Source organism: Rathayibacter sp. CAU 1779, assembly GCF_054551755.1.
The window spans coordinates 2,157,654-2,179,753 of the sequence record NZ_JBTOLK010000001.1; the positions used below are offsets into that span (position 1 = coordinate 2,157,654).

The window sequence follows — 22,100 nt, forward strand, 5'->3', positions numbered from 1 at the left end:
GACGAGTGCGTTGTGCACTGATGGCATGACTGATGTGAATCTCTCCCGCCTGGCGGGAACACCTGTGAAAGTGATCAAGTTCCCCGTCAGGGTGCCACCGCTGAAAGACGCGGGACCGCACGGGGGCCGCGAGTTCGAGTCCCCGTCGGGGCGTTTCGAGGTCTACGGCGAAATACTCAAGAAGTATCTGTCCTTCGGCGGAACAACCTCCGTTCTCGCCTTTCCTGTCGGCGAGGAGAGCGGATGCCCGGACGGCGTCGGCCGTTTCCAGCACTTCCAGGGCGGCTCGATCTACTGGACTCCGGCCACCGGCGCCCACGTCGTGTACGGTGCGATCCGTGACCGCTGGAGCTCGATCGGCTGGGAACGGTCCTATCTCGGCTACCCGTTGACCGACGAGATCGACTTCGACGGCGGTCGGATGAATCAGTTCCAGGGCGGCCAGATCTATTGGTGGCCCGACACCGGCGCGATCGATCTCCACGAGGTCGTCCTGCACTACACGGGCATGATCTGCTGGCATGAATCGGATCATGACCAGTCGTCGGATTCCGATGAGCCGTATGCCATCTTCGGCGTCGTCGCACCGGACAGCACCAGCACCGTCCATACCCGCATTTACGACGATGTCGACACCGGCGAATCCAGGCCGGACCTTCTCGAGCTGTACCGCGGCAAGCCGGGAGGGCTCGTCGTCACGACGACGATGTGGGAGAACGACTTCGGGAATCCCGATCAGTACGAGCCATCGATCAAGAATGCGATCGACGAGGCGGCGAAGGATGCCGGGCCGTACGTGTCGAAGATCCCGTATGTCGGGCTGGTGTTCGCCGCCCTGCTGCCGTTCGTGCCGAAGGTTTCCGGCGCCATCGCCACCGGTGTCGGGAAACTGCTCAACCTTCAGGACGACAACGCTGGCCACGCGGAAGTCGCCTTCTCCCCGAAGGAGATGATCGTCAAGAGCGCCCGTGATCAGAACCAGTGGCAACAGGGAATCGGCTACAAGGCCTCCACGGGTCGAATCACCCACGATGGCGGCTACAGCTACGAAGTCTTCTTCGGCTTCGTGCCCGCCTAGGACGAAGGGACCAGCGCCGGCAGGCCCACCATCGACGAGACGTGGGTCTGCCGGCGCAGCGACGCCGGGGCGCCGTGCCGTGCGTGTGACTGACCGCGCACGATAGGCTGAACGCACAACAGAACATCGGGCCACACGGTCGATGCGGGAGAGTCCGCCGGGAGATCCGGGCGGACACCGAAGGAGCAATCCTCCCCGACAATCTCTCAGGTACCCCTACCGCATCGAGCTGGCCGCTCTGGAGAGCAGATCGCTCGGGCATCGCCGGCGCGGTCTCGCCCACGGTGAAAGTCCCGGCCACGTCCGGGGCGAATCTCTCAGGCCGAATGACAGAGGGGGAGTTCCCAGCACACCAACGGTGTGTCGTCTCTCGACGGGTCTGCATTCGCCTCACGGATGCAGCCTCGCGAGACAGATCGGAGAACTCATGGCCCAGGTTCCGTCGTCATCCGGCAGCACGGATCGGCCCGCGCCGTCCGTGCACGTCGAACGGCTCTCGCCGCTGAACGACGCTCACGTCGCCGCCGGCGCGAGCTTCACGGACTTCGCCGGCTGGCAGATGCCGGTCCGCTACTCCAGCGACCTCGCCGAACACCACGCCGTGCGTACGGCGGCCGGCCTCTTCGACCTGTCGCACATGGGCGAGATCGTCGTCCTCGGCCCGCAGGCGGCCGACGCGCTCGACTACGCCCTCGCCGGCAGGCTCTCGGCGCTCGAGCAGGGTCAGGCGAAGTACTCCCTGCTGCTCGACGAATCGGGCGGCATCCTCGATGACCTGGTCGTGTACCGAACGGGCGTCGACCGCTTCCTCGTCGTCGCCAACGCGGCCAACCGGCAGACGGTCGCCGACGCGCTCGTGCAGCGCGCGGCATCCTTCCAGGCGGATGTCTACGACGAGTCGAACGACATCGCGCTGATCGCGATCCAGGGCCCGCGATCGCTCGAGATCCTCCAGAACGTCGAGGAACTCGGCATCGAGGCGGGCACCGACCTGCCGGAAGACCGCGAGGATCCCGACATCGAGAACGCGCTCGCGGCGCTGAAGTACTACCGCGCCCTGTCCGGAACGTTCCAGGATCACCCCGTGCTCATCGCCCGCACGGGATACACGGGCGAAGACGGCTTCGAGCTCTACGTCGCGCCCGACAACGCCCGAGCCCTGTGGGACGCCCTGCTGGAGACGGGAGCCGGCGCTGGCCTCGTGCCTGCGGGGCTCGCCAGCCGCGACACCCTCCGCCTCGAGGCGGGCATGCCGCTGTACGGCCACGAGCTCTCGACGCGCACGTTCCCGTCGCAGGCGGGACTCGGCCGGGTCGTCGCGCTCGCGAAGCCCGGCGACTTCATAGGGCGCGAGGCGATCGAGCGGGGTGCGTCGGAGGATGCCCATGTGCTGGTCGGCCTCGCCGGTGACGGCAAGCGAGCTGCGCGGGCCGGCTACCGGCTGTACGCCCGCAGCAGTGACGAGGCGGCCGTCGGCGAGATCACGTCCGGGGCGCTGTCGCCGACCCTTGGACATCCGATCGCCCTCGCTTACGTCGATCCGGCGCTCGCCGCGGTCGGCACGCAACTCGATGTGGATGTGCGCGGAACGCGCATCCCGTTCACCGTCACCGAACTGCCCTTCTACTCGAGAAAGAAGAACTGACATGGCCGTCCCCACCGATCGCCGCTACACCGCCGAGCACGAATGGGTGATCGTCGACGGCGACACCGCAACGGTCGGCATCACCGAGTACGCCGCCGAGAAGCTCGGCGACGTCGTCTATGTCGATCTCCCGCAGGTCGGCAGCGACACCGCGGAAGGTGCCATCGTCGGTGAGATCGAGTCGACGAAGTCGGTTGGAGAGCTCTTCGCCCCCGTCACCGGTGAGGTGCTGGAGATCAACGACGCGGTCGTCGACTCGCCGGAGCTCGTCAACTCCGACCCGTTCGGCGATGGCTGGCTCATCAAGGTGCGGGTGGCCGATGCAGCCCGCCTCGAAGACCTCCTGGATGCCGCCGCCTACGATGCACTGACCGGGGAGAGCGCGTGAGCACGGCCACGGACAGGACCGACACCACCGGTATCCCGAGCACGGACGGCCACCCGGCGGCAGGCCTGCGCTCCACCTTCGCCGACCGCCACATCGGACCTGACGCGGATGCGACGGCCCTCATGCTGCGTACGCTCGGCTTCGACTCGGTCGACGAGCTCGTGCGCACCGCCGTGCCGAAGGGCATCCAGCTTCCCGCGGATGTCGACCTCCCCGGCCGCACACTGCCGATCGAAGGCGTGAGCGAACGAGCTGCGCTCGCCGAGCTGCGCTCGCTCGCCTCCCGCAACGCCGTGCACACGTCGTTCCTCGGACAGGGGTACTACGGCACGCTGACGCCTGCGGTCATCCAGCGCAATGTGCTGGAGAACCCGAGCTGGTACACGGCCTACACGCCGTACCAGCCGGAGATCTCGCAGGGCCGTCTCGAGGCCCTGATCAACTTCCAGCAGCTGGTCTGCGACTTCACCGGACTCGACATCGCGAACGCCTCGATGCTCGACGAGGGAACGGCTGTCGCCGAGGGGATGCTGCTCGCTCGTCGCGCCTCCCGCGCGAAGTCCAACGTCTTCCTCATCGACAAGGATGTGTTCCCGCAGACCCTGGCGATCGTGCGCGGCCGGGCGGCAGCAGTGGGTATCGAACTCGTCGAGCTTGACCTCAGCTCCCTGAACGAGAAAGGCGAGCGGCGCCCAGATGGCGTCGAAGGGTCGAACGGCCTCCTCGGCCTCCCCGACGCCTTCGGCGCCTTCATCCAGTACCCGTCGGCCTCTGGTCGCGTCTGGGACCCGTCCGCGGTGATCGATGCCGTGCACGCGGCCGGCGGGCTTGCCGTCGTCGCGGCCGACCTGCTGGCACTCGCACTCCTCAAGGCCCCAGGCGAGCTCGGCGCCGACATCGCGGTCGGCACCACGCAGCGCTTCGGCGTTCCGATGGGTTTCGGCGGTCCGCACGCCGGCTACATGGCCGTGCGCAAGGGCCTCGAGCGCCAGATGCCCGGCCGCCTCGTCGGCGTCAGTCAGGATGCCGCAGGCAAGCCCGCCTACCGTCTCACGTTGCAGACGCGCGAGCAGCACATCCGCCGTGAGAAGGCCACGAGCAACATCTGCACGGCCCAGGTTCTCCTGGCCGTCATGGCCTCGATGTACGCCGTGTATCACGGTCCGCGCGGCATCCGGGCGATCGCCCAGAACGTGCACGCGGATGCCGCGCTCCTCGCCGACCTGCTCAACCAGCGGGGCGCACAGGTGCTCAGCGACTCGTACTTCGACACCATCCGGGTGCACGTCGATGACGCGGATGCTCGCGCCGCCGAACTCCACGGTGCGGGCATCCTCGCGCTCATCGTCGACGACACGACACTGTCGTTCAGCCTGGACGAGGCCAACGGCGATGTCGCGACGCTCACGCTCATCGCGGATCTGGCGACGGGGGGAGCCGCAACCGGTCATCCGCTCGAAGCGGACGGCCCCGACGAGCACCCGAATGAGAACGGCGGGTCGTCTGCGATCGGGCGGGACGGCATCCGCCGCTTCCCGGAAGCCCTCGCCCGCACGAGCGATTACCTCACGCATCCGGTCTTCTCCTCGTACCACTCGGAGACGGCGATGATGCGCTACCTCAAGCTCCTCGCCGACCGCGACTACGCGCTCGACCGTGGCATGATCCCGCTCGGCTCCTGCACCATGAAGCTCAATGCGGCAACCGAGATGGCCGCGATCACGTGGCCCGAGTTCGCCCAGCTGCACCCGTTCGCACCGGCGACGGATGCCGCGGGCTACCTCGACCTGATCGCCCAGCTCGAGACATGGCTGGCCGAGCTCACCGGCTATGACACGGTCTCCCTGCAGCCGAACGCCGGCAGCCAGGGAGAGCTCGCCGGTCTGCTCGCCATCCGCGGATACCACGACAACAACGGGGACACCCATCGCACCGTCTGCCTCATCCCGCAATCGGCGCACGGCACGAACGCCGCCTCAGCGGTGCTGGCCGGCATGCGCGTCGTCGTGGTGGCGACGGATGCCTCCGGCAACGTCGACCTGGACGACCTCCGCGCCAAGGTGGCCGAGCACGCGGCAGAGCTCGCCGCCCTGATGATCACCTATCCGTCCACCCACGGCGTGTACGAACACGACGTGGTCGCGGTCATCGACGCCGTGCACGAGGCCGGCGGACAGGTCTACATCGACGGCGCGAACCTCAACGCCGTGCTCGGATTCGCACGCTTCGGCGACTTCGGCGGCGACGTCTCGCACCTCAACCTGCACAAGACGTTCTGCATCCCGCACGGCGGCGGCGGTCCCGGCGTCGGACCTGTCGCCGCGAAGGCGCACCTCGCGCCTTTCCTGCCAGGGCATCCGCTCATGCAGTCGAACGACCACGTGGGATACGCCCACCACGGAGCCCCCGTGTCGGCCGCGCCGTACGGGAGTCCGAGCATCCTGCCGATCTCGTGGGCGTACGTGCGGATGATGGGCGCGCAAGGACTCGCGGATGCCACGGGTGCCGCAGTCGTCTCCGCCAACTACATCGCCGCTCGCCTTCGCGATCACTACCCGGTGCTCTATGCGGGAGAGCGGGGGCTCGTGGCGCACGAGTGCATCCTCGACATCCGCCCGCTCACCGACGCAACGGGCGTCACGGTCGACGATGTCGCCAAGCGCCTCATCGACTACGGATTCCACGCGCCGACCATGAGCTTCCCCGTCGCGGGCACGCTCATGGTCGAGCCGACGGAGAGCGAGGACATCGCCGAGCTCGACAGGTTCGTCGAGGCGATGATCTCGATCAAGGCCGAAGCGGATGCCGTCGGTGCCGGCACGTATCCCGCCGAGGACAACCCGCTGCGCGGCGCACCGCACACCGCGGAGTCCGTCGTGGGGGAGTGGACGCATCCCTACACGCGCGAGCAGGCGGTGTATCCGGTCCCGTCTCTGGTGCGGACCAAGTACTGGCCGCCGGTGCGCCGGATCGACCAGGCGTGGGGCGACCGCAACCTGTTCTGCGCGTGCCCGCCGCCTGAAGCGTTCGCCTAGCTCAAGCCGCGCGATGGCCCGCCCGTCCGCCGGCGTGCCCCTTTCTCCCCCTGAGCGTGCCCGTTTCTCCGCCCGAGGGTGCCCGTTTCTCCGCCCGAGGGTGCCCGTTTCTCCTCCTGAGGGTGCCCGTTTCTCCTCCTGAGGGTGCCCGTTTCTCCTCCCGAGCGTGCCCGTTTTCCCTCCTGAGGGTGCCCGTTTCGCCGCTGGACGGTGCACACACGTAAGCAGAAACGGGCACCTCCGCGAACAGAGACACGCACTTTCGGGCGGAGAAACGGACACCCTCGCGGAAGGGGAGCGCACTCCGCACTCCCGAGAATGTGGTGACCGTTGGGGAGCGGCGGGAGCAGCGTCAGGACTTCGGCTGTCCGAACACCCCTGGCCAGAGCGCGACGGCGAGCGGGTATCCGACGAACGACACGATGTCGAGCAGGCTGTGCGCCACCACGAGCGGTGCGGTACGTCCCCACCGTCGATAGCACCAGCCGAAGACGACGCCCATCACGGCGTTGCCGAAGAACGGTCCGATGCCCTGGTAGAGGTGATAGCTGCCGCGCACGAGGGCGGATCCGACGATCATCCACCACGAGTTCCAGCCCAGTTGCTTGAGCCGGGTGAAGAGGTAGCCGATCATGATGACTTCTTCTTGCAGCGCGGCGCGCACGGCGGTGAGCACGAGCATCCCGGCGGTCCACCAGTACGACGGATCCGGCCACGTACCGACCGAGACGGTGATGCCGAACACCCGGCTCAAGGCGTAAAACCCGAGCCCGGGCACCCCGATCACCGCGAACAGGAGTGCGCCGCCGCCCAGGTCGCGCCACGGTCTCGACCAGTCCAGGCCGATGCGTCTGAACCCTGTCTGCTGGGGGCGCCACAGAAGGTAGATGACCAGGGCGACGGCCATCAGCGCGAAGAGGATGTCGAGCGCCTGGTACGTGAAGTCCAGCCATGGGGTCGGCGACTGGGACTGGTTGACCTCGGCGCTCTGATCTTTCAGCGGTGTGGGCGCTGCCAGCCGCTGCACGATCGTGAGGATCGAGTACACGGCCGACTGTCCGAGCGACAGGCCGAGAACGATCGCCACTTCCCACCACAGCCGGGCGCGCTGCCCGCGAGGAACGACGGCCTCGAGCGGGAAGGATGCCCGTGGTTTCGCGGTGTCTGCCGCCCCCTCTGCCATGGCTGACATCCTCCCACGCGACCTCGTCCGGCACGGCTCCGGAAGCCCGCGCAGACGTCGGCCCGGGCCCGCCGGTTCGAGCCAAGAATGAGCATCACTCAAGATTGCTCAGATGTTGCAGATAGCGAGAGATTCCTGCGCTGATCGCCGCTGTCGCGCAACAATCCGTTGCGATGGTTTCTAGCCTGTAACAGTTTGTGCTGCCGGTTTGCCCGCTGAGGGACGGATGTTTATCTTTCTTCTATCTCTCGCGCCGCGATCGCGTTGGGTCGTCGTGTGCGAAAACCCCCACAGGAGGAAAAGTGAAACTCAGACGAGCAGTCGTCGCCTTGGCAGCAGTGGCTGCCGCCGGCGTCGTCCTCGCGGGGTGCTCGGCACCCAAGCAGAGTGAGCTCAGCGAGAAGACATCGCTGTCGATCGCTCAGAACTCGGCCGTGACGACGCTGAACAATCTCATCTCGAATCAGTACAGCACGTACAACTCGAACATCGCCTACCTGACCGGTGGCGGTTTCGGCTTCAACTACTACGACGCCACGCCCAAGCTGGTGAAGAACACCAAGTTCGGCACCTACGAGAAGACGTCGAGCAGCCCGCTGACCATCAAGTACACGCTGAGCGACAACGCCAAGTGGAGCGACGGCGACCCGGTGAACGCGGCCGACATCCTTCTGCAGTGGGCGTCGAGCATCAGCAAGTACAACAACGCCAAGAGCGGCGCGAACTTCAACAACGTCAACGCCGGCACCGGCCTCGACAACATCGAGAAGGTTCCGACCGTCAAGGATGACAAGACGGTCATCACGACGTTCGCGAAGCCCTATGTCGACTGGGAGGTCTCCCTCCTGTCGCCGACCCTTCCGGCGCACATCGTGTACCAGGAGGCCTTCCCGAACAAGAAAATCTCCAACGCTGACGCCGACAAGGCCGTCATCAAGGCGATCCAGGACGGCGACACGAAGACCATCACTGCTCTCGCCAAGGCGTGGAGCACCAAGTGGAACGTCACGAGCATGCCGAGCGACAAGAAGCTGCTCGTCAGCGACGGTCCCTACCAGGTGAGCTCTTTCGTGAAGAACCAGTACATCACCCTGACGCGCAACCCCGACTACAGCGCCGGCCCGATCCCGAAGGTCGACACCCTCACGGTGCGCTTCATCCCGGACCAGACCGCTCAGGTGCAGGCGCTCCAGAACGGTGAGGTCGACATCATCTCCGGTCAGGCCACCACCGACACGGTTCAGGCGCTGAACAAGCTGTCCGGCGTCAAGGTGACCAACACCTCGGAGTCCAGCTACGAGCACGTCGACCTGACGATGGACAACGGCGGTCCGTTCGACCCGAAGACCTACGGCGGAGACGCCGCGAAGGCCCTCGAGGTTCGTCAGGCCTTCCTGAAGACGATCCCGCGCCAGGAGATCGTCGACAAGCTGATCAAGCCGCTCAACCCGAACGCCACGCTCGACAACTCGCAGTTCTTCCTGCCGGGTGCCGACGGCTACGACGAGTCGGTTGCGGCCAATGGTGCCAGCGCCTACGACAAGGTCGACATCCAGGGTGCCAAGGACCTGCTGGCCAAGGCCGGCGTCTCCAACCTGACCGTCAAGTTCGCCTACCCGAACGACAACCCGCGTCGTACCAGCGAGTTCGCGCTGATCCGCGACTCGGCGGCTCAGGCCGGTATCACGGTGCAGGATGCAGGCAGCCCCGGTGAGGACTTCTTCACCAACCTGGGTAACGGATCCTACGACGCGTCGATCTTCGCGTGGCAGTTCACGAGCCTGGCCTACACGGGCAACCAGGCGGCGTTCCAGACCGGTGGACAGTCCAACTACCAGGGCTACTCCAACACGGACTCCGACGCACTGTGGAAGAAGCTCGAGACGAGCACCGGCTCCGCGGCTGACAACAACAAGATCCTCGCGGAGATCGACAAGAACACCTGGGCGGATGCACCCGGCGTGACGATCTTCCAGTTCCCGGATGTCACCGCGTGGTCCGACAAGGTCGCCAACGTGAAGGACAACCCGATCAACGTGACGGTGTTCTGGAACTACTTCGACTGGACCTCGGAGCACTCCTCCAAGTCCACATCCTCGAAGTAAGTTCTCGTCCGCTGACCGTCTGAGGTCATCGAGAACAGGGGCGCCGAGGCAGACAACCTGCTTCGGCGCCCCATTCGCGAGCATTCGGCGCTGGGGACCCCAGTGAAAGCCGAGCCCGCACGGTGACCATCCAGGCTGGTCGGAGTACGTTTTGGATGACCGGCACGCACCGAGCGCGCTACCGCGCGCCCGCGTGCCGACTGACCAAGAAAGGCCTGTCCATGGTCGCATTCCTCACCAGGAGGTTCTTCGCCTCGTTGGTGGTGTTGGCCGTCGCTTCATACATCGTCTATGTGCTCACCTGTTTTTCGGGCAACCCTCTGCAAGATCTCCTGCAGACGCACGCGAAGAACAAAGAGATGCTCATCGAACAACGCGTGCAGCTGCTCCACCTCGACGTGACACCGTTCCTGCGGTACTTCATCTGGCTCGGCGGCATCCTGCAGGGATTCGTCGGGCACTTCTCCCTCGGCTACGCCATCAACGGCCAGCCGGTCACCGATGAGCTCGGCTCCGCAATGTGGGCGACTCTGCAGTTGGTCACGACGGCCTCTGTGGTCGCCGTCATCTTCGGTGTGCTCATCGGCATCACGACGGCGCTGCGCCAGTACACCGCGTACGACTACGGTGCGACGTTCCTCTCCTTCCTGTTCTTCTCGCTGCCGATCTTCTGGCTCGCGGTCATGCTCAAGCAGTACGTCGCGATCGGCTTCAACAACTTCTTGGCCAACCCGGTGATCGGGCCGGTCGTGATAGCGGTGCTCTCCCTTGTGTCCGGGGTCGTCTGGCTCGGGATCATCGGTGGCAATGCGAAGCGAAGACTCATCGTCTTCGGCATCGCCACGGTTGCGACCGCAGCGGTTCTCGCATTCATCTCAGCGACGAGATGGTTCGACGATCCGGGGCTGGGCATCGTGGTGGTGACGCTCCTCAGTGTCGGATTCGCGTTCCTGGTGACAGCGGTGTCAACGGGACTCGAGAATCGCAAGTCCCTGTACTCCTCGCTGACCGTCGTCGCGATCGGTGCCGCGCTGTACTACCCGCTGCAGTACCTGTTCCCGTACATGAGCATCTGGTTGTTCATCCTGCTCGCCGTCGTCGCCGTCGGCGTCGGCCTCCTGGTGGGCTGGCTCTATGGCGGACACGACCGCTGGGCGTCCGCTCGCACGGCGGCGATCACGGCCTTCCTGATGGCTGCGGTGACGGCACTCGACCGATATATGCAAGCGTGGAACGTCTACGCGAACAGCTCGTCGGCGAATGGCCGACCGATCGCGACCATCGGTTCGATCACTCCTGGTCTCTCCGGTGACTTCTGGATCACCGGTATCGACCACTTCACGCACTTGCTTCTGCCGACGCTGGCACTCATGCTCGCGTCGCTGGCCGCGTACAGCCGGTACGCGCGCGCGAGCATGCTCGACGTGATGAACCAGGACTACATCCGCACCGCGCGATCGAAGGGCCTGACCGAGCGCACCGTCGTCGTGCGTCACGCGTTCCGCAATGCCCTGATCCCGATCGTCACGATCGTCACGCTCGATTTCGGCGCGCTGGTCGGTGGCGCGGTCGTGACAGAGACGGTCTTCAACTGGCAGGGAATGGGGGCGCTGTTCCAGGGAGCCATCAATATCACCGACGTCAACGTGGTGATGGGCGTCTTCCTCGTGGTAGGCATCGCGACGATCGTGTTCAACGCGCTCGCCGACGTCGTCTACTCCTCCCTCGACCCACGAATCCGAGTTTCCGCATGACCGAATCTGAAGAATCCAAGGCCCTTCACGAGCCGCCGCACTCGCGTGGCGACTCGACTCTGCCCAGCGGTGACGATGTCGAGCGTGAGCTCGATCTCCCCGGCCTCGAGCACTCCGAGAACGCGATCGAGATGAAGGAGGTCGAGGGGCTCAGCCAAGGGCGGATCATCTTCCGCCGCTTCATCCGCCACAAGGGCGCGATGATCTCCCTCGTGATCCTGCTGCTGGTCGTGATCCTGGCCTTCAGCTCAGTGGGGCTGGACGCGCTCGGACTGCACATCCACGGCTGGTGGAAGTACACGTGGGCCGAGATCAACCCGATCGTGAACAACACGCATCCGACGCTCACACTGTGGCCCTTCAGCCTCGGCGATCACCCGTTCGGGCAGGACGAGGTCGGCCGCGACGTGTTCGCGGAAGTGATGCGTGGCATCCAGCAGACCTTCATGATCATCGTGGTGATCGGTGCCGTGTCGACGACGATCGGTGCCGTGCTCGGTGCCGCCGCAGGTTACTTCGGCGGCTGGGTCGACTCACTGCTGATGCGCTTCACGGACATGGTGATCATCGTTCCGCTGATCCTGCTGGCCGCGATCGTCGGTCACTACGCGGTGGGCGCCGGATCCTTCGTGTTCGCGTTGATCCTCGGACTGCTTCTCTGGACATCGCTCGCCCGACTCGTGCGTGGCGAGGTGCTGGCGCTGCGCGAGCGTGAGTTCGTCGATGCGGCCAAGGTCGCGGGCGCGTCGAGCGGGCGCATCATGTTCAAGCACATCCTGCCGAACGCGGCCGGCGTGATCATCGTCTCGGCGACGCTGACCATGGCCGCTGCGATCCTGCTCGAGGCTGCGCTGAGCTACCTGGGCCTCGGGGTCCAGTCGCCTGACGTGTCTCTGGGAAGCCTGATGGGCCTGTACCAGAACTCGTTCAACACGCGTCCGTGGCTGTTCTGGTGGACGGGCTCGTTCATCGTTGTCATCGCGCTGACGATCAACTTCATCGGCGACGGACTGCGCGATGCGTTCGACCCACGTCAGCGTCGGCTGCTCAACCGCAAGGCGCGCCAGGCGAAGTCAGCGGCGCGCGAGAAGGCCGCAAGGGCCATCGCCTGACGCACACGATGAACTACTCGATATCAGATCAGGATGCCCGCCAGCGTGAGCAGCACCAGCGCGGCGAGCACGATCAACCGCCAGCGGTGCCACGTCACCTCGACTCCGGTGCCTTCGACGGCGCCGGAGTCGAGGTGACCGGCAGCTTGAAGCTGAGCCCAGGCCCGGCGCACACGGAGCGCGGCGGCGCCCGAGTCGGAGTTGGGCACATCGCCGATGCCGACGCTTCCGCCGGCACCGTACGTGCTCTCCGGCAGCTTCGAGAGATCGGAGCGAGTGGCGCGAAAGGTCGTGAACCGACTCGGTCCGGGCGCCGCCCAGGCGGTGTACTTTCCGCTCGCCGTACGGATCGTGAGCGCGTACTTCGTCTCGACCGTCGCGATCGCCGGCCAGGTGATGCGCACGGTTCGAGCGATGTTGACCAGGCTCACGCCGGCGGAATCCAGCTTCACGGCTGGCGCCCAGTAGAGCATCCAGCACAGGTACGCGGCGAGCAGGAAGGCCGGGGCGAAGCGAAGGCTTCCGCCTCCGTCTCTCACCGTCGCCAGCGATACCAGGCAGACGACGATTATCGCCCAGACGACCACGCACAGGACCTGGCCGAATCGTGGGCGAAGGACAACGGGCTCGATCACCGCTCAATGGTGGCATAGGGCCCTGGGGAAAGGATTTCAGTTCTCGTGACAGACACGACACTCACGCAGGCACGGGCGGGCTCGAAGCCCGTGCTCAAGATCGAGGACCTCGGCGTCGACTTCTGGGTCGACGGCACGTGGTACCCGGCCGCCATCGAGATGAACTACGAGGTCATGCCGGGAGAGGTGCTCGCCATCGTCGGCGAGTCCGGGTCCGGCAAGAGCTCCAGCTCGATGGCTCTCCTCGGCCTGCTCCCGCCGAATGGCCGAGTGACCGGCACGATCGAATTCGGCGGCCGCGACATCAGCCGCATCTCTCCCGCTCATCTTCGTCGGCTGCGCGGTGAGGACATCGCGGTCATCTTCCAGGAGCCGATGACGGCGCTGAACCCCGTGTACACGATCGGGTTCCAGATCACCGAAATGCTGCGTCTGCACAAGGCGATGACGCCCGCGGATGCTCAGGCTCGCGCGCTCGAGCTGCTCGAGATGGTCGAGATGCCGAATCCGGCGACGACGATCGACAAGTATCCGCACCAGCTCTCCGGCGGACAGCGGCAGCGCGCCATGATCGCCATGGCGATCTCGTGCGATCCCAAGCTCCTGATCGCGGACGAGCCGACGACCGCGCTCGACGTGACGGTTCAGGCCGAGATCCTCGACCTGTTGCGCAACCTGCGCTCCAAGATGGACAGCGCCGTCGTGCTGATCACCCACGACATGGGCGTGGTGGCCGACCTCGCCGACAAGATCGTCGTGATGAAGGACGGGCGCATCGTCGAGTCCGGAGACATCATCGAGGTGTTCCAGGAGCCCAAGCATCCGTACACCCGCCAGCTCCTCGCGGCCGTCCCGCGGCTGAGTCTCGACCCGACCGTCGAGGTCGAGGTGGAGACGGTGCCCAGGGAGGGTGCTCCCGTTCTCAAGTTCGAGGACGTCGTCATCGAGTACCCGAAGCGCGGCCGCATCCCGGCCTTCCGCGCCGTGGACGGCGTCAGCTTCGAGATCTATCCCGGTGAGGTCGTCGGGCTCGTCGGCGAGTCCGGATCCGGCAAGAGCACGATCGGCCGTGCAGCCGTCGGCCTGCTTCCTGTTCACTCTGGTGCACTGACCATCTCCGGAACGGACATGGTCAAGGTCAACGCGAAGCACCTGCGGGCGCTGCGTCGCAAGATCGGCATCGTCTTCCAGGATCCTGGGTCGTCGCTCAACCCGCGCATCCCGATCGGCGAGAGCATCGGCGAGCCCCTGATGCTTGGCGGCCAGGCGCACGGAAAGGCTCTCGACAAGCGCGTCGAGACCCTGCTCGACGAGGTCGAGCTGCCGCGCTCGTTCCGCAACCGCTACCCGCACGAGCTCTCCGGCGGACAGCGGCAGCGCGTGGGCATCGCCAGGGCGCTCGCGCTCCGGCCGCCGCTGCTGATCGCCGACGAACCCACCTCGGCTCTGGATGTCTCGGTGCAGGCGCGCTTCCTGGACCTTCTGCAGAACCTGCAGCAGGAGTTGCAGTTCGCGTGCCTCTTCATCACGCACGACCTCGGTGTCGTCGACGTGCTGGCGCACCGCATCATCGTGATGCACAACGGACGTCTGGTGGAGCAGGGAACGAAGGATCAGGTGCTCCGCAACCCGAAGGACGACTACACGCAGCGGCTCATCTCGGCCGTTCCGCTGCCGGATCCCACGCTGCAGCGCGAGCGCCGGCAGCAGCGTGCAGAACTGCTCGGAATCGATTCGGTAGACTGAGAGACGGGCTCCTTCCGCCCGTTCGCCGTGCCCGGCGTCGCTATTGTCAGCGACAGCGCCTGTCAAGAGACGCCAGGGCATTCCATTTCAGTCTGACCGCGCCGTCGCGGGCAGGCATCCATCCATCCCTGCACGCGAGGAATACCGCCATGGCCATCCGCAACCGCGACGATCTGCGGAACGTCGCCATCGTCGCTCACGTCGACCACGGCAAGACGACGCTCGTCGACGCCATGCTGAACCAGACGCACTCGTTCGCCGAGCACGCACACGTCGAAGAGCGCGCGATGGACTCGAACGAGCTGGAGCGTGAAAAGGGCATCACGATCCTTGCCAAGAACACGGCGATCTCGTACAACGGCAAGCACGCGAGCGGCACCCCGGTGACGATCAATGTGATCGACACCCCCGGGCACGCCGACTTCGGCGGCGAGGTGGAGCGCGGCCTGTCCATGGTGGACGGCGTGGTGCTCCTGGTCGACGCATCCGAGGGGCCGTTGCCGCAGACCAGGTTCGTGCTGCGCAAGGCGCTCGAGGCGAAGCTGCCGGTCATCCTCGCGGTGAACAAGACAGACCGACCGGATGCGCGCATCGACGAGGTCGTGGCGGAGAGTCAGGACCTGCTCCTCGGCCTGGCATCCGATCTGTCAGATGATGTGCCGGACCTCGACCTCGACGCGATCCTCGACGTGCCGGTCGTCTACGCCTCAGGTAAGGCCGGACGCGCATCCGCGACGCAGCCGGGGAACGGCGAGCTGCCGGACAGCCCTGACCTCGAGCCGCTGTTCGATGCGATCCTGACGCACATCCCTGCGCCGACCTACGATGACGAGGCGCCGTTGCAGGCCCACGTGACCAACCTGGATGCCTCGCCCTTCCTCGGCCGTCTCGCGCTGCTCCGCGTGTTCAACGGCACCATCAAGAAGGGCCAGACGGTCGCCTGGGTGCGGCACGACGGCGACGTGCACAACGTGCGCGTGACCGAACTGCTCATCACCAAGGCTCTCGACCGCTACCCGGCTGAGAGCGCGGGTCCCGGCGACATCGTCGCGGTCGCCGGTTTCGCGGACATCATGATCGGCGACACGCTCGCCGACCCGGATGATGTGCGTCCGCTGCCCGCCATCCACGTCGACGACCCCGCCATCTCGATGACGATCGGCACGAACACGTCGCCGCTGGTGGGCAAGGTGAAGGGTCACAAGCTCACCGCGCGCATGGTCAAGGATCGCCTCGATCGCGAGCTGGTCGGCAACGTCTCACTCCGCGTGCTCGACATCGGACGCCCCGACGCCTGGGAGGTGCAGGGCCGCGGCGAGCTGGCGCTGGCCATCCTCGTCGAGCAGATGCGCCGCGAAGGCTACGAGCTCACCGTCGGCAAGCCGCAGGTGGTCACGAAGAAGGTCGACGGCAAGACTCACGAGCCGTACGAGCACCTGACCATCGATGCACCCGAGGAGTACCTCGGCGCCATCACACAGTTGCTCGCAGCCCGTAAGGGCCGCATGGAGAACATGTCGAACCACGGCACCGGCTGGGTGCGGATGGAGTTCATCGTTCCGTCACGAGGTCTCATCGGCTTCAGGACGGAATTCCTCACGATCACCCGCGGCACCGGAATCTCCAACGGCATCTCGCACGGATACGGCGAGTGGGCCGGTTCCATCGTCACGCGGAGCAACGGCTCCATCGTGGCGGATCGTGCCGGTGTGGTCACGCCGTTCGCGATCATTGCGCTGCAGGAGCGCATGACGTTCTTCGTGAATCCGACCGAAGAGGTCTACGAGGGCATGGTGGTCGGTGAGAATTCGCGAGCCGATGACATGGACGTGAACATCACCAAGGAGAAGAAGCTCACCAACATGCGGCAGTCGACCGCGGACAACTTCGAGTCGATGACGCCGTCGCGACAGCTGACGCTCGAGGAGTGCCTCGAGTTCGCACGCGAGGACGAGTGCGTCGAGGTCACTCCCGAGATGGTGCGAATCCGCAAGGTCGTGCTCGACCAGCAGACTCGCGGTCGTCAGGTTGCCCGGCTGAAGCGCGAGACGCTGGCCTGAGCCCGGTCCGCGAGGGGCGCGATATCCGTCCCTTGGCTGTCCCGTCGCGAAGCCGCACGATTCCGTGTCTGCGGGTGTCCGTTGCGGGCGAACGAGGGCGCAGTCGTTTGACCGCTCCTTGAGATTTCCTTGGGACTTCTCGTGACCCCTCGCTGAGCCGCGTTACCTTACCGGTGAGGTGCGCGCCGACGCACCGCGGGTCGGGAGTCATCATGAGCGGAATTCGTCGCGCCGCGATCGCCGTGCCGCTGGCGGTCGCGCTGGCGTTCGGGTCCACGGCGGCGCTGTCGGGCTGCAGCGTGCAGACGCTGGTGCGCAACATCACCCACGGCAGCGTGAAGGTCGGGGCGCACTCGGTGCCGTCCGACTTTCCGTCCGAGGTCCCGCTCGCGCACGGGACGGTGCTCTACGGCGTGTCGGCCGGATCGACAGGCGGCAAGATCTGGAACGTCACGATCAGGGTGGGCGGCGCTGACGCGCTCGACTCCATTGCGAAGCAGATCACCGATGCCGGATTCCAGCAGAACCTCGACCACTCCGGTGAGAACGGCGGGTCCGAGTCGTTCCGGAAGGATCCGTACACGGTGCTCGTCGTCGTCACGAAGGACGATGCAAAGGGCTGGGTCGCCAACTACACGGTGACGGAGAAGAAGTGACGGCGCCTGGCGGGGCGCGCCGGAGTTGAAAGCGGAGGCCATTTCTGGCCTCCGCCGCGACGCTCCCTCTTGCTCGGCCGGACGGCGGAACGACGCCGTCCGGAACCGGCTCGTGGGGCCCAGCGCTGGTGGCTGTCTCGGCCGCCAGTCTTCGGCGCCCCGTTTCGGAAACGCAAGACGCTCCAGGTCGCGGCGGCGCGTACGCCGCGACAGACCCGACCATTCAGCCGGCCAACCGCGGCGCGCCGGGCAGGGCGCGCTGGAGCTGAAAGCGGAGGCCATTTCTGGCCTCCGCCGCGACGCCAGCGCTGGTGGCCGTCTCGGCCGCCAGCCTTCGGCGCGCAAGACAACTCAGTCGAAGAGCTTCTCCGCCAGGTAGTGTCCGGGTTCTGGAGCCGGCGGGACGGCGAATACCGCGGATCCGATGTGTGAGATGTACTCCTGGAGCCTGTCGTACGACCCGAGCTTGCGCTGCAGCGTCACGAAGTGCGCAGGGTCGTTCATGTAGGCCAGGAAGAGCAGTCCGGCGTCGAGTTGTCCGTATTGGTTGATGCCGTCCGTGTAGTTGTACGAGCGGCGCAGGATCTTGACCCCGCCGTTGTTCTCGTGGGCTGCCAGTGCGACGTGGGAGTTCTGCGGGATCACGTGCGCTCCGCCGGTCGTCTTCGCGAAGTCCGGAGTGTCGAACTCCTTCGTTCCGCTCAGCGGAGCTCCCTCGGACTTGCTGCGACCGAAGACGTTCTGCTGATCGCTGATACGGTCTGCATCCCAGATCTCGATGTTCATTTGGATCTTGCGCGCGACCTGGTAGGTACCTCCCGACATCCAGTCGGCGTCGTCGACCCAGACGAACTTGTCGAACTCGTCGTCGGCGCGGATGTTGCGGGTTCCGTCCTTGAATCCCATCAGGTTGCGAGGCGTGGTCTGGTTCGCACCGGCGGAGGCGCGTCCGAATCCCATGACGGTCCACCGCGTGCTCGCGGTGCCGCGGCCCATGCGGGCGAGGTCGCGGATCGCGTGGTACGCGACCTGCGGATCCTCCGCGCACGCCTGCAGACTGAGGTCGCCGCCGGTGAGCTCGGCCTGCAGGGTGTCGCTGGGCAGCGCTGGCAGGTGCTCGAGCAGCTTCGGTTTCTTGGCCTTCAGGCCGAATCGGTCGTCGAAGACGCCCGGCCCGAGGCCGAGCGTCACCGTGAGCGCGTTCGGGCTGAGGTCCGCGGCCTCGCCGGTGTCTTGCGGCACGGCATCCGGCCGGGCGGGCTGTACGAGCCCCACGGGCTTGCCCTGCATGAGCTGGGCGATCCCCGCAGACCACCGGGCGAGGAGCGATTGGAGGTCGGTCGTCGTCGTGCCGGGGTCGATGTCGAACGTCATGTAGACGCAGTGCCGTTGCGGCTCCGTGCGCACGCCCGCCTGGTGACCGCCGCCGTAGAACGGATAGCTGAGGGCGGCATCGATCGCGTCGCCCTGGTCCTTGGGCGTGAGGGCTTGAGCTGCGAGCGTTCCGCCCACCCCCGCCACAGCGCCGACCGCGAGGCCGCCGGCCCCCATCGCGAAGAGGCCGCGACGGCTCAGGCGCTCCGGACGAGAGGTCCGATCTGCCTCGGGCGAGCGCGTCGATCCATCCGCTGCGGATGCCCGGGCGTCGGCGGCCGCGATCGCGTGCGGATCCGCGTCGGGTGAGGCGGCGGTGCCGGGTGTGCCGCGGTCGTCTGCGGGAGTGGGCGGAACATCCATCATTGTGCTGTGGCGACCTTCTCCGCCAGACGGGACAGCGGATCCTGCAGGGCCTGCACCGCCTGGCTCAGCTTGTTGGCATCGCTCGCCTTGAGGGCGGGCGTGTAGGTCACGTAACCGCCGACAGCTGACGGGTCACGGTACGTGTCGAGAAGCTTGTTGACCTTGGTGAACTGCGTTTCGATCTGCTTCGTCAGGTTCGTGTCGATCTTCGTCAAGCCCGGCTTGAGATACTCGAAGGCCTGCTGGGAGCCCTCGACGTTGGCTGCGAAGTCGACCAGGTCGATGTGGCTGAAGGCCTCTTCCTCGCCCTTGATCTTCTCCGACTGCACCTCTTCGAGCAGGCCGGCGGCGCCGTTCGCGAGGTCTTCCGGCTTGTACTTCAGCGACTTGGCCAGGTCGGCCAGGCTGGTCACGTTCTTCTGCAGTTCCGCAGCGAGCTGCTTGGTGCCGTCCGTGATGGTGCCGCCCTGCCAGAGGTCGCGCTCGATGGCGTGGAATCCGTGCCATCCCACGGCGTCATCCAGGTTCGACGCGCGCATGTCGATCAGATAGTCCAGGTTGCCCGCGTTGTCGTTGGCCTTCGTTCCCGGCAGTACGAAGCCGTCCACGTCGGACTCGATCCGCTCGTAGAACTGCCGAGCCTGACCGTATGCCTGCTGGGCGGCGGTGAGATCGCCGGAGTCGATGGCCGACTTCAGGGTGGCGACACCCGTGACCAGGCCGGAGATCTGATCGTCGACGTACGTCGCGTACTGGGTCGCCCCGCTCTTGAGGAGCGTCTGGGTGCTGCCGGTCTTCTGGGCGGCGGCCTTGCCGGTCACAGTGAACGCGACGTTCTCGTTCTTGCCGCCAGGGCAGTACACCGTGTACTTGCCGCCACCGAGAGTGAGTGTGAAGCTGACCGGCTTGAGGCCGGGCGCGAGGTTCTCCTTCTCGCCGATGATGCGCTGGTCGCTCTGCAGTTCGACCTCGGTGATGCCCGTCGCGCTCTTGTTCTCGACGGTGAACGTGATCGGGCCGGCGGGAGCCGACGTGTGGTCGATCGTGCACGCGTCGGAGGACCCATCGTTGGCGAGGGTGATCTTCACATGCGAGGCGCCGGAGGAGGACGGCTTCGCGGCGTTGCCGTCGCTCGAACATCCGGCGAGCACGAGGGTGGCGCTGACGAGGGCCGCTGCGGTGACGAGAGCTTTGCCCAGACGTCGACGGCTGTTCGGGTGCATAGGGAAGTACTCCTGGATCGAGGGGAAAGGTTTCGAGACGGACGGCGCCGTCTACGGCGTGGCGTCAGCGGAAGCTGCTGCCGGTTGAGGAGACGCCGCCGGGGCGGCGGGGGTCTGTGCTGTCGTTGTGGGGGTGACGGGGGAGCGGAGTGAGCGTCGTGCGCGGATGCCGTTGCCCACCAGGACGATCGCGGCGATCCCGAGCGCGATCGGAAGCCACAGCTTCCAGAGCTGCGCCTCGCGAGCGGATGCCTGTGCCGCCGCGATCGATGCGCTCACGGTCGCGACGTGGCCGGCCTTGACGGACCACGAGTCGTCTCCGTCGTCGACGACGAACGCCCGCGTCGCGGTGAGCCCGCCGCCCGAGACGGAGAGCACGGTGCGGACGCTGCTCCCGGCATCCACGAGACCGTCACCGTGGCTGTAGGCGGAGATGCGGGAGGTGCTGGTCCATCCTGCCGTGTACGGGCCGGGTGCATGGGTCGGATCGATGCCGACCGGTATGCGTCCGCCGGTGAGCCGTACGAGATCATCGAGGCTCAGGGTTGCGGGCTTGCCTGCAGGATGAGACGTCACGGTGGTCGCCCACACGCGGTCGGCACCTTCGTGGGAGGTCGTGGCCGAGCCCCCGAAGCGATAGTCGGCCGCCGCTGCGCCGGTGACGGCGAGGTCGGCGCCGTCACCGTGAACGCGGAATGTGACGGTTCCGCCGTTCGTGAGGGGCGCGGCCGCGGGCACAGCGGCCGACGAACCGCTGGGCACCGCGACCGCGAGCACGATGGCCGCAGCGCCGAGGGCTGCGGCGGATCCGAAGAGCACCCTGGGCAGGGCGGCGCCGGTCGGACGCCAGCGCTGCGGCCACAGGGAGAACGCGAGCATCGGCACGACGTAGAGCAGCCAGCCGAGCACCTCGACGACCCGCGGATCGGCGGGGATGCCGAGCACGCCGGTGAGGAGCGCCGCCTGAACCGATCCGGCCGGAGCCAGCCAACCGAGGTCTACGGTGGGTTGCTGGCCGAAGGTGATCCAGCCGGCTTCGTGGGCCGTGCGGAGCGTGGTGAGAACCAGACCGCCTGCGACGAACACGAGGAAGACGCCGGTGATGGTGAAGAACTTGGAGAGGTTGAGCTTCACTCCGCCGGTGTAGAGCCCGATGCCGATGGCCACGGCCACGGCGATGCCGATGACGGCGCCGAGCGCCGCGGCTCCCGCGCTGGTCGAGGCCTGGAATGTCGCGAGCAGGAAGACGGAGGTCTCGAAACCCTCCTTCAGCACGGCAAGGAACGCCATGCCCGCCAGTGCCCAGGTGGTTCCGGAACCGAGAGCGTCGGCAGCTTCCTTCTCCAGCTGCTTCTTCATGCCGCGGGAGTGCTTCTTCATCCAGAGGATCATCGTGGTGACGAAAACCACGGCAACCGCCCCGATGATCGTCTCCATGGCTTCCTGGGCGGCCTGGGGGAGGGCTGCTTCGATCGCCTGAAGGACCACGCCGACGGCCACGCTCAGGACGAGTGCGGCGGCCACGCCGAGCCACATCGGTCGCAGGGACGCGCCATTGCGTTTCAGAAACGCCGCAATGATGCCGACGATGAGTGCGGCCTCGAGGCCTTCGCGAAGACCGATCACGAGCGTTGCGAGCACAGCGGAGCCTTCGTGTCGAGTGTGAGGGATTTCGGTAAGGCTAACCTTACCTGGCTCGACTGTATCCGCGACCAGCTGTCGTGTCCACTCGATGGCCCC

Annotated in this window: 15 protein-coding genes and 2 riboswitches; of the genes, 10 read left to right on the forward strand and 5 right to left on the reverse strand. The window is 66.3% G+C overall.

Going from position 1 to position 22,100, the window contains the following annotated elements:
• Nucleotides 1-25: 25 nt before the first annotated feature.
• From ACX9R5_RS09890 to gcvP, 4 genes are all read left to right on the forward strand, one after another.
• Nucleotides 26-1,078 (forward strand): LGFP repeat-containing protein, encoded by a 1,053-nt coding sequence (locus ACX9R5_RS09890; RefSeq protein ID WP_459408807.1) that lies wholly within the window; start codon nt 26-28, stop codon nt 1,076-1,078.
• Between the two features lie 135 nt (nt 1,079-1,213).
• Nucleotides 1,214-1,310: riboswitch (glycine riboswitch) on the forward strand.
• Between the two features lies 1 nt (nt 1,311).
• A riboswitch (glycine riboswitch) is annotated at nt 1,312-1,418 on the forward strand.
• A gap of 87 nt (nt 1,419-1,505) precedes the next feature.
• Complete coding sequence (gene gcvT, locus ACX9R5_RS09895) at nt 1,506-2,723, forward strand: glycine cleavage system aminomethyltransferase GcvT (RefSeq protein ID WP_459408808.1); 1,218 nt, start codon at nt 1,506-1,508, stop codon at nt 2,721-2,723.
• A 1-nt stretch (nt 2,724) separates the two neighbouring features.
• Complete coding sequence (gene gcvH / locus ACX9R5_RS09900) at nt 2,725-3,111, forward strand: glycine cleavage system protein GcvH (protein WP_459408809.1); 387 nt, start codon at nt 2,725-2,727, stop codon at nt 3,109-3,111.
• Between the two features lie 122 nt (nt 3,112-3,233).
• Nucleotides 3,234-6,146: an aminomethyl-transferring glycine dehydrogenase gene (gcvP, locus tag ACX9R5_RS09905; protein WP_459409066.1), complete on the forward strand. Its 2,913-nt coding sequence runs from the start codon at nt 3,234-3,236 to the stop codon at nt 6,144-6,146.
• Nucleotides 6,147-6,498: 352 nt separating this feature from the next.
• Here the strand turns inward: gcvP and ACX9R5_RS09910 are convergent, their stop codons facing one another.
• Complete coding sequence (locus ACX9R5_RS09910) at nt 6,499-7,338, reverse strand: CPBP family intramembrane glutamic endopeptidase (RefSeq protein ID WP_459408810.1); 840 nt, start codon at nt 7,336-7,338, stop codon at nt 6,499-6,501.
• A gap of 293 nt (nt 7,339-7,631) precedes the next feature.
• Here ACX9R5_RS09910 and ACX9R5_RS09915 point away from each other — a divergent pair, with 293 nt between their 5' ends.
• From ACX9R5_RS09915 to ACX9R5_RS09925, 3 genes are all read left to right on the forward strand, one after another.
• A complete protein-coding gene (locus ACX9R5_RS09915; RefSeq protein ID WP_459408811.1) occupies nt 7,632-9,434 on the forward strand; it encodes an ABC transporter family substrate-binding protein in 1,803 nt (600 codons plus the stop codon).
• A gap of 221 nt (nt 9,435-9,655) precedes the next feature.
• Nucleotides 9,656-11,188, forward strand: a complete 1,533-nt coding sequence (locus ACX9R5_RS09920) for an ABC transporter permease (protein ID WP_459408812.1) — start codon at nt 9,656-9,658, stop codon at nt 11,186-11,188.
• Nucleotides 11,185-12,300 (forward strand): ABC transporter permease, encoded by a 1,116-nt coding sequence (locus ACX9R5_RS09925; protein ID WP_459408813.1) that lies wholly within the window; start codon nt 11,185-11,187, stop codon nt 12,298-12,300. Before ACX9R5_RS09920 ends, ACX9R5_RS09925 begins: the two co-directional genes overlap by 4 nt.
• 23 nt (nt 12,301-12,323) lie before the next feature.
• Here ACX9R5_RS09925 and ACX9R5_RS09930 read toward each other — a convergent pair whose 3' ends face one another.
• The gene (locus tag ACX9R5_RS09930; RefSeq protein WP_459408814.1) at nt 12,324-12,935 is read right to left on the reverse strand and encodes a PH domain-containing protein; all 612 of its coding nucleotides are present in this window, start codon (nt 12,933-12,935) and stop codon (nt 12,324-12,326) included.
• Nucleotides 12,936-12,980: 45 nt separating this feature from the next.
• On the opposite strand from ACX9R5_RS09930, the gene ACX9R5_RS09935 reads away from it, so the two are divergent.
• The 3 genes from ACX9R5_RS09935 to ACX9R5_RS09945 all read left to right on the forward strand — a co-directional run bounded on the left by ACX9R5_RS09935 (nt 12,981) and on the right by ACX9R5_RS09945 (nt 17,397).
• A complete protein-coding gene (locus ACX9R5_RS09935) occupies nt 12,981-14,681 on the forward strand; it encodes a dipeptide ABC transporter ATP-binding protein (protein ID WP_459408815.1) in 1,701 nt (566 codons plus the stop codon).
• 149 nt (nt 14,682-14,830) lie between these two features.
• Nucleotides 14,831-16,741 (forward strand): translational GTPase TypA, encoded by a 1,911-nt coding sequence (gene typA, locus ACX9R5_RS09940; protein ID WP_459408816.1) that lies wholly within the window; start codon nt 14,831-14,833, stop codon nt 16,739-16,741.
• Between the two features lie 212 nt (nt 16,742-16,953).
• Nucleotides 16,954-17,397: a hypothetical protein gene (locus ACX9R5_RS09945; RefSeq protein ID WP_459408817.1), complete on the forward strand. Its 444-nt coding sequence runs from the start codon at nt 16,954-16,956 to the stop codon at nt 17,395-17,397.
• A gap of 351 nt (nt 17,398-17,748) precedes the next feature.
• On the opposite strand, the gene efeB is transcribed toward ACX9R5_RS09945, so the two are convergent.
• From efeB to efeU, 3 genes are read right to left on the reverse strand one after another with little or no spacing between them, the layout of a single operon-like run.
• A complete protein-coding gene (efeB, locus tag ACX9R5_RS09950) occupies nt 17,749-19,134 on the reverse strand; it encodes an iron uptake transporter deferrochelatase/peroxidase subunit (RefSeq protein WP_459408818.1) in 1,386 nt (461 codons plus the stop codon).
• Nucleotides 19,134-20,360 carry an iron uptake system protein EfeO gene (gene efeO / locus ACX9R5_RS09955; RefSeq protein ID WP_459408819.1) on the reverse strand — a complete coding sequence of 409 codons (1,227 nt, stop codon included), beginning with the start codon at nt 20,358-20,360 and terminating at the stop codon, nt 19,134-19,136. Before efeO ends, efeB begins: the two co-directional genes overlap by 1 nt.
• Before the next feature lie 51 nt (nt 20,361-20,411).
• Nucleotides 20,412-22,001: an iron uptake transporter permease EfeU gene (efeU, locus tag ACX9R5_RS09960; RefSeq protein ID WP_459408820.1), complete on the reverse strand. Its 1,590-nt coding sequence runs from the start codon at nt 21,999-22,001 to the stop codon at nt 20,412-20,414.
• Nucleotides 22,002-22,100 lie beyond the last annotated feature (99 nt).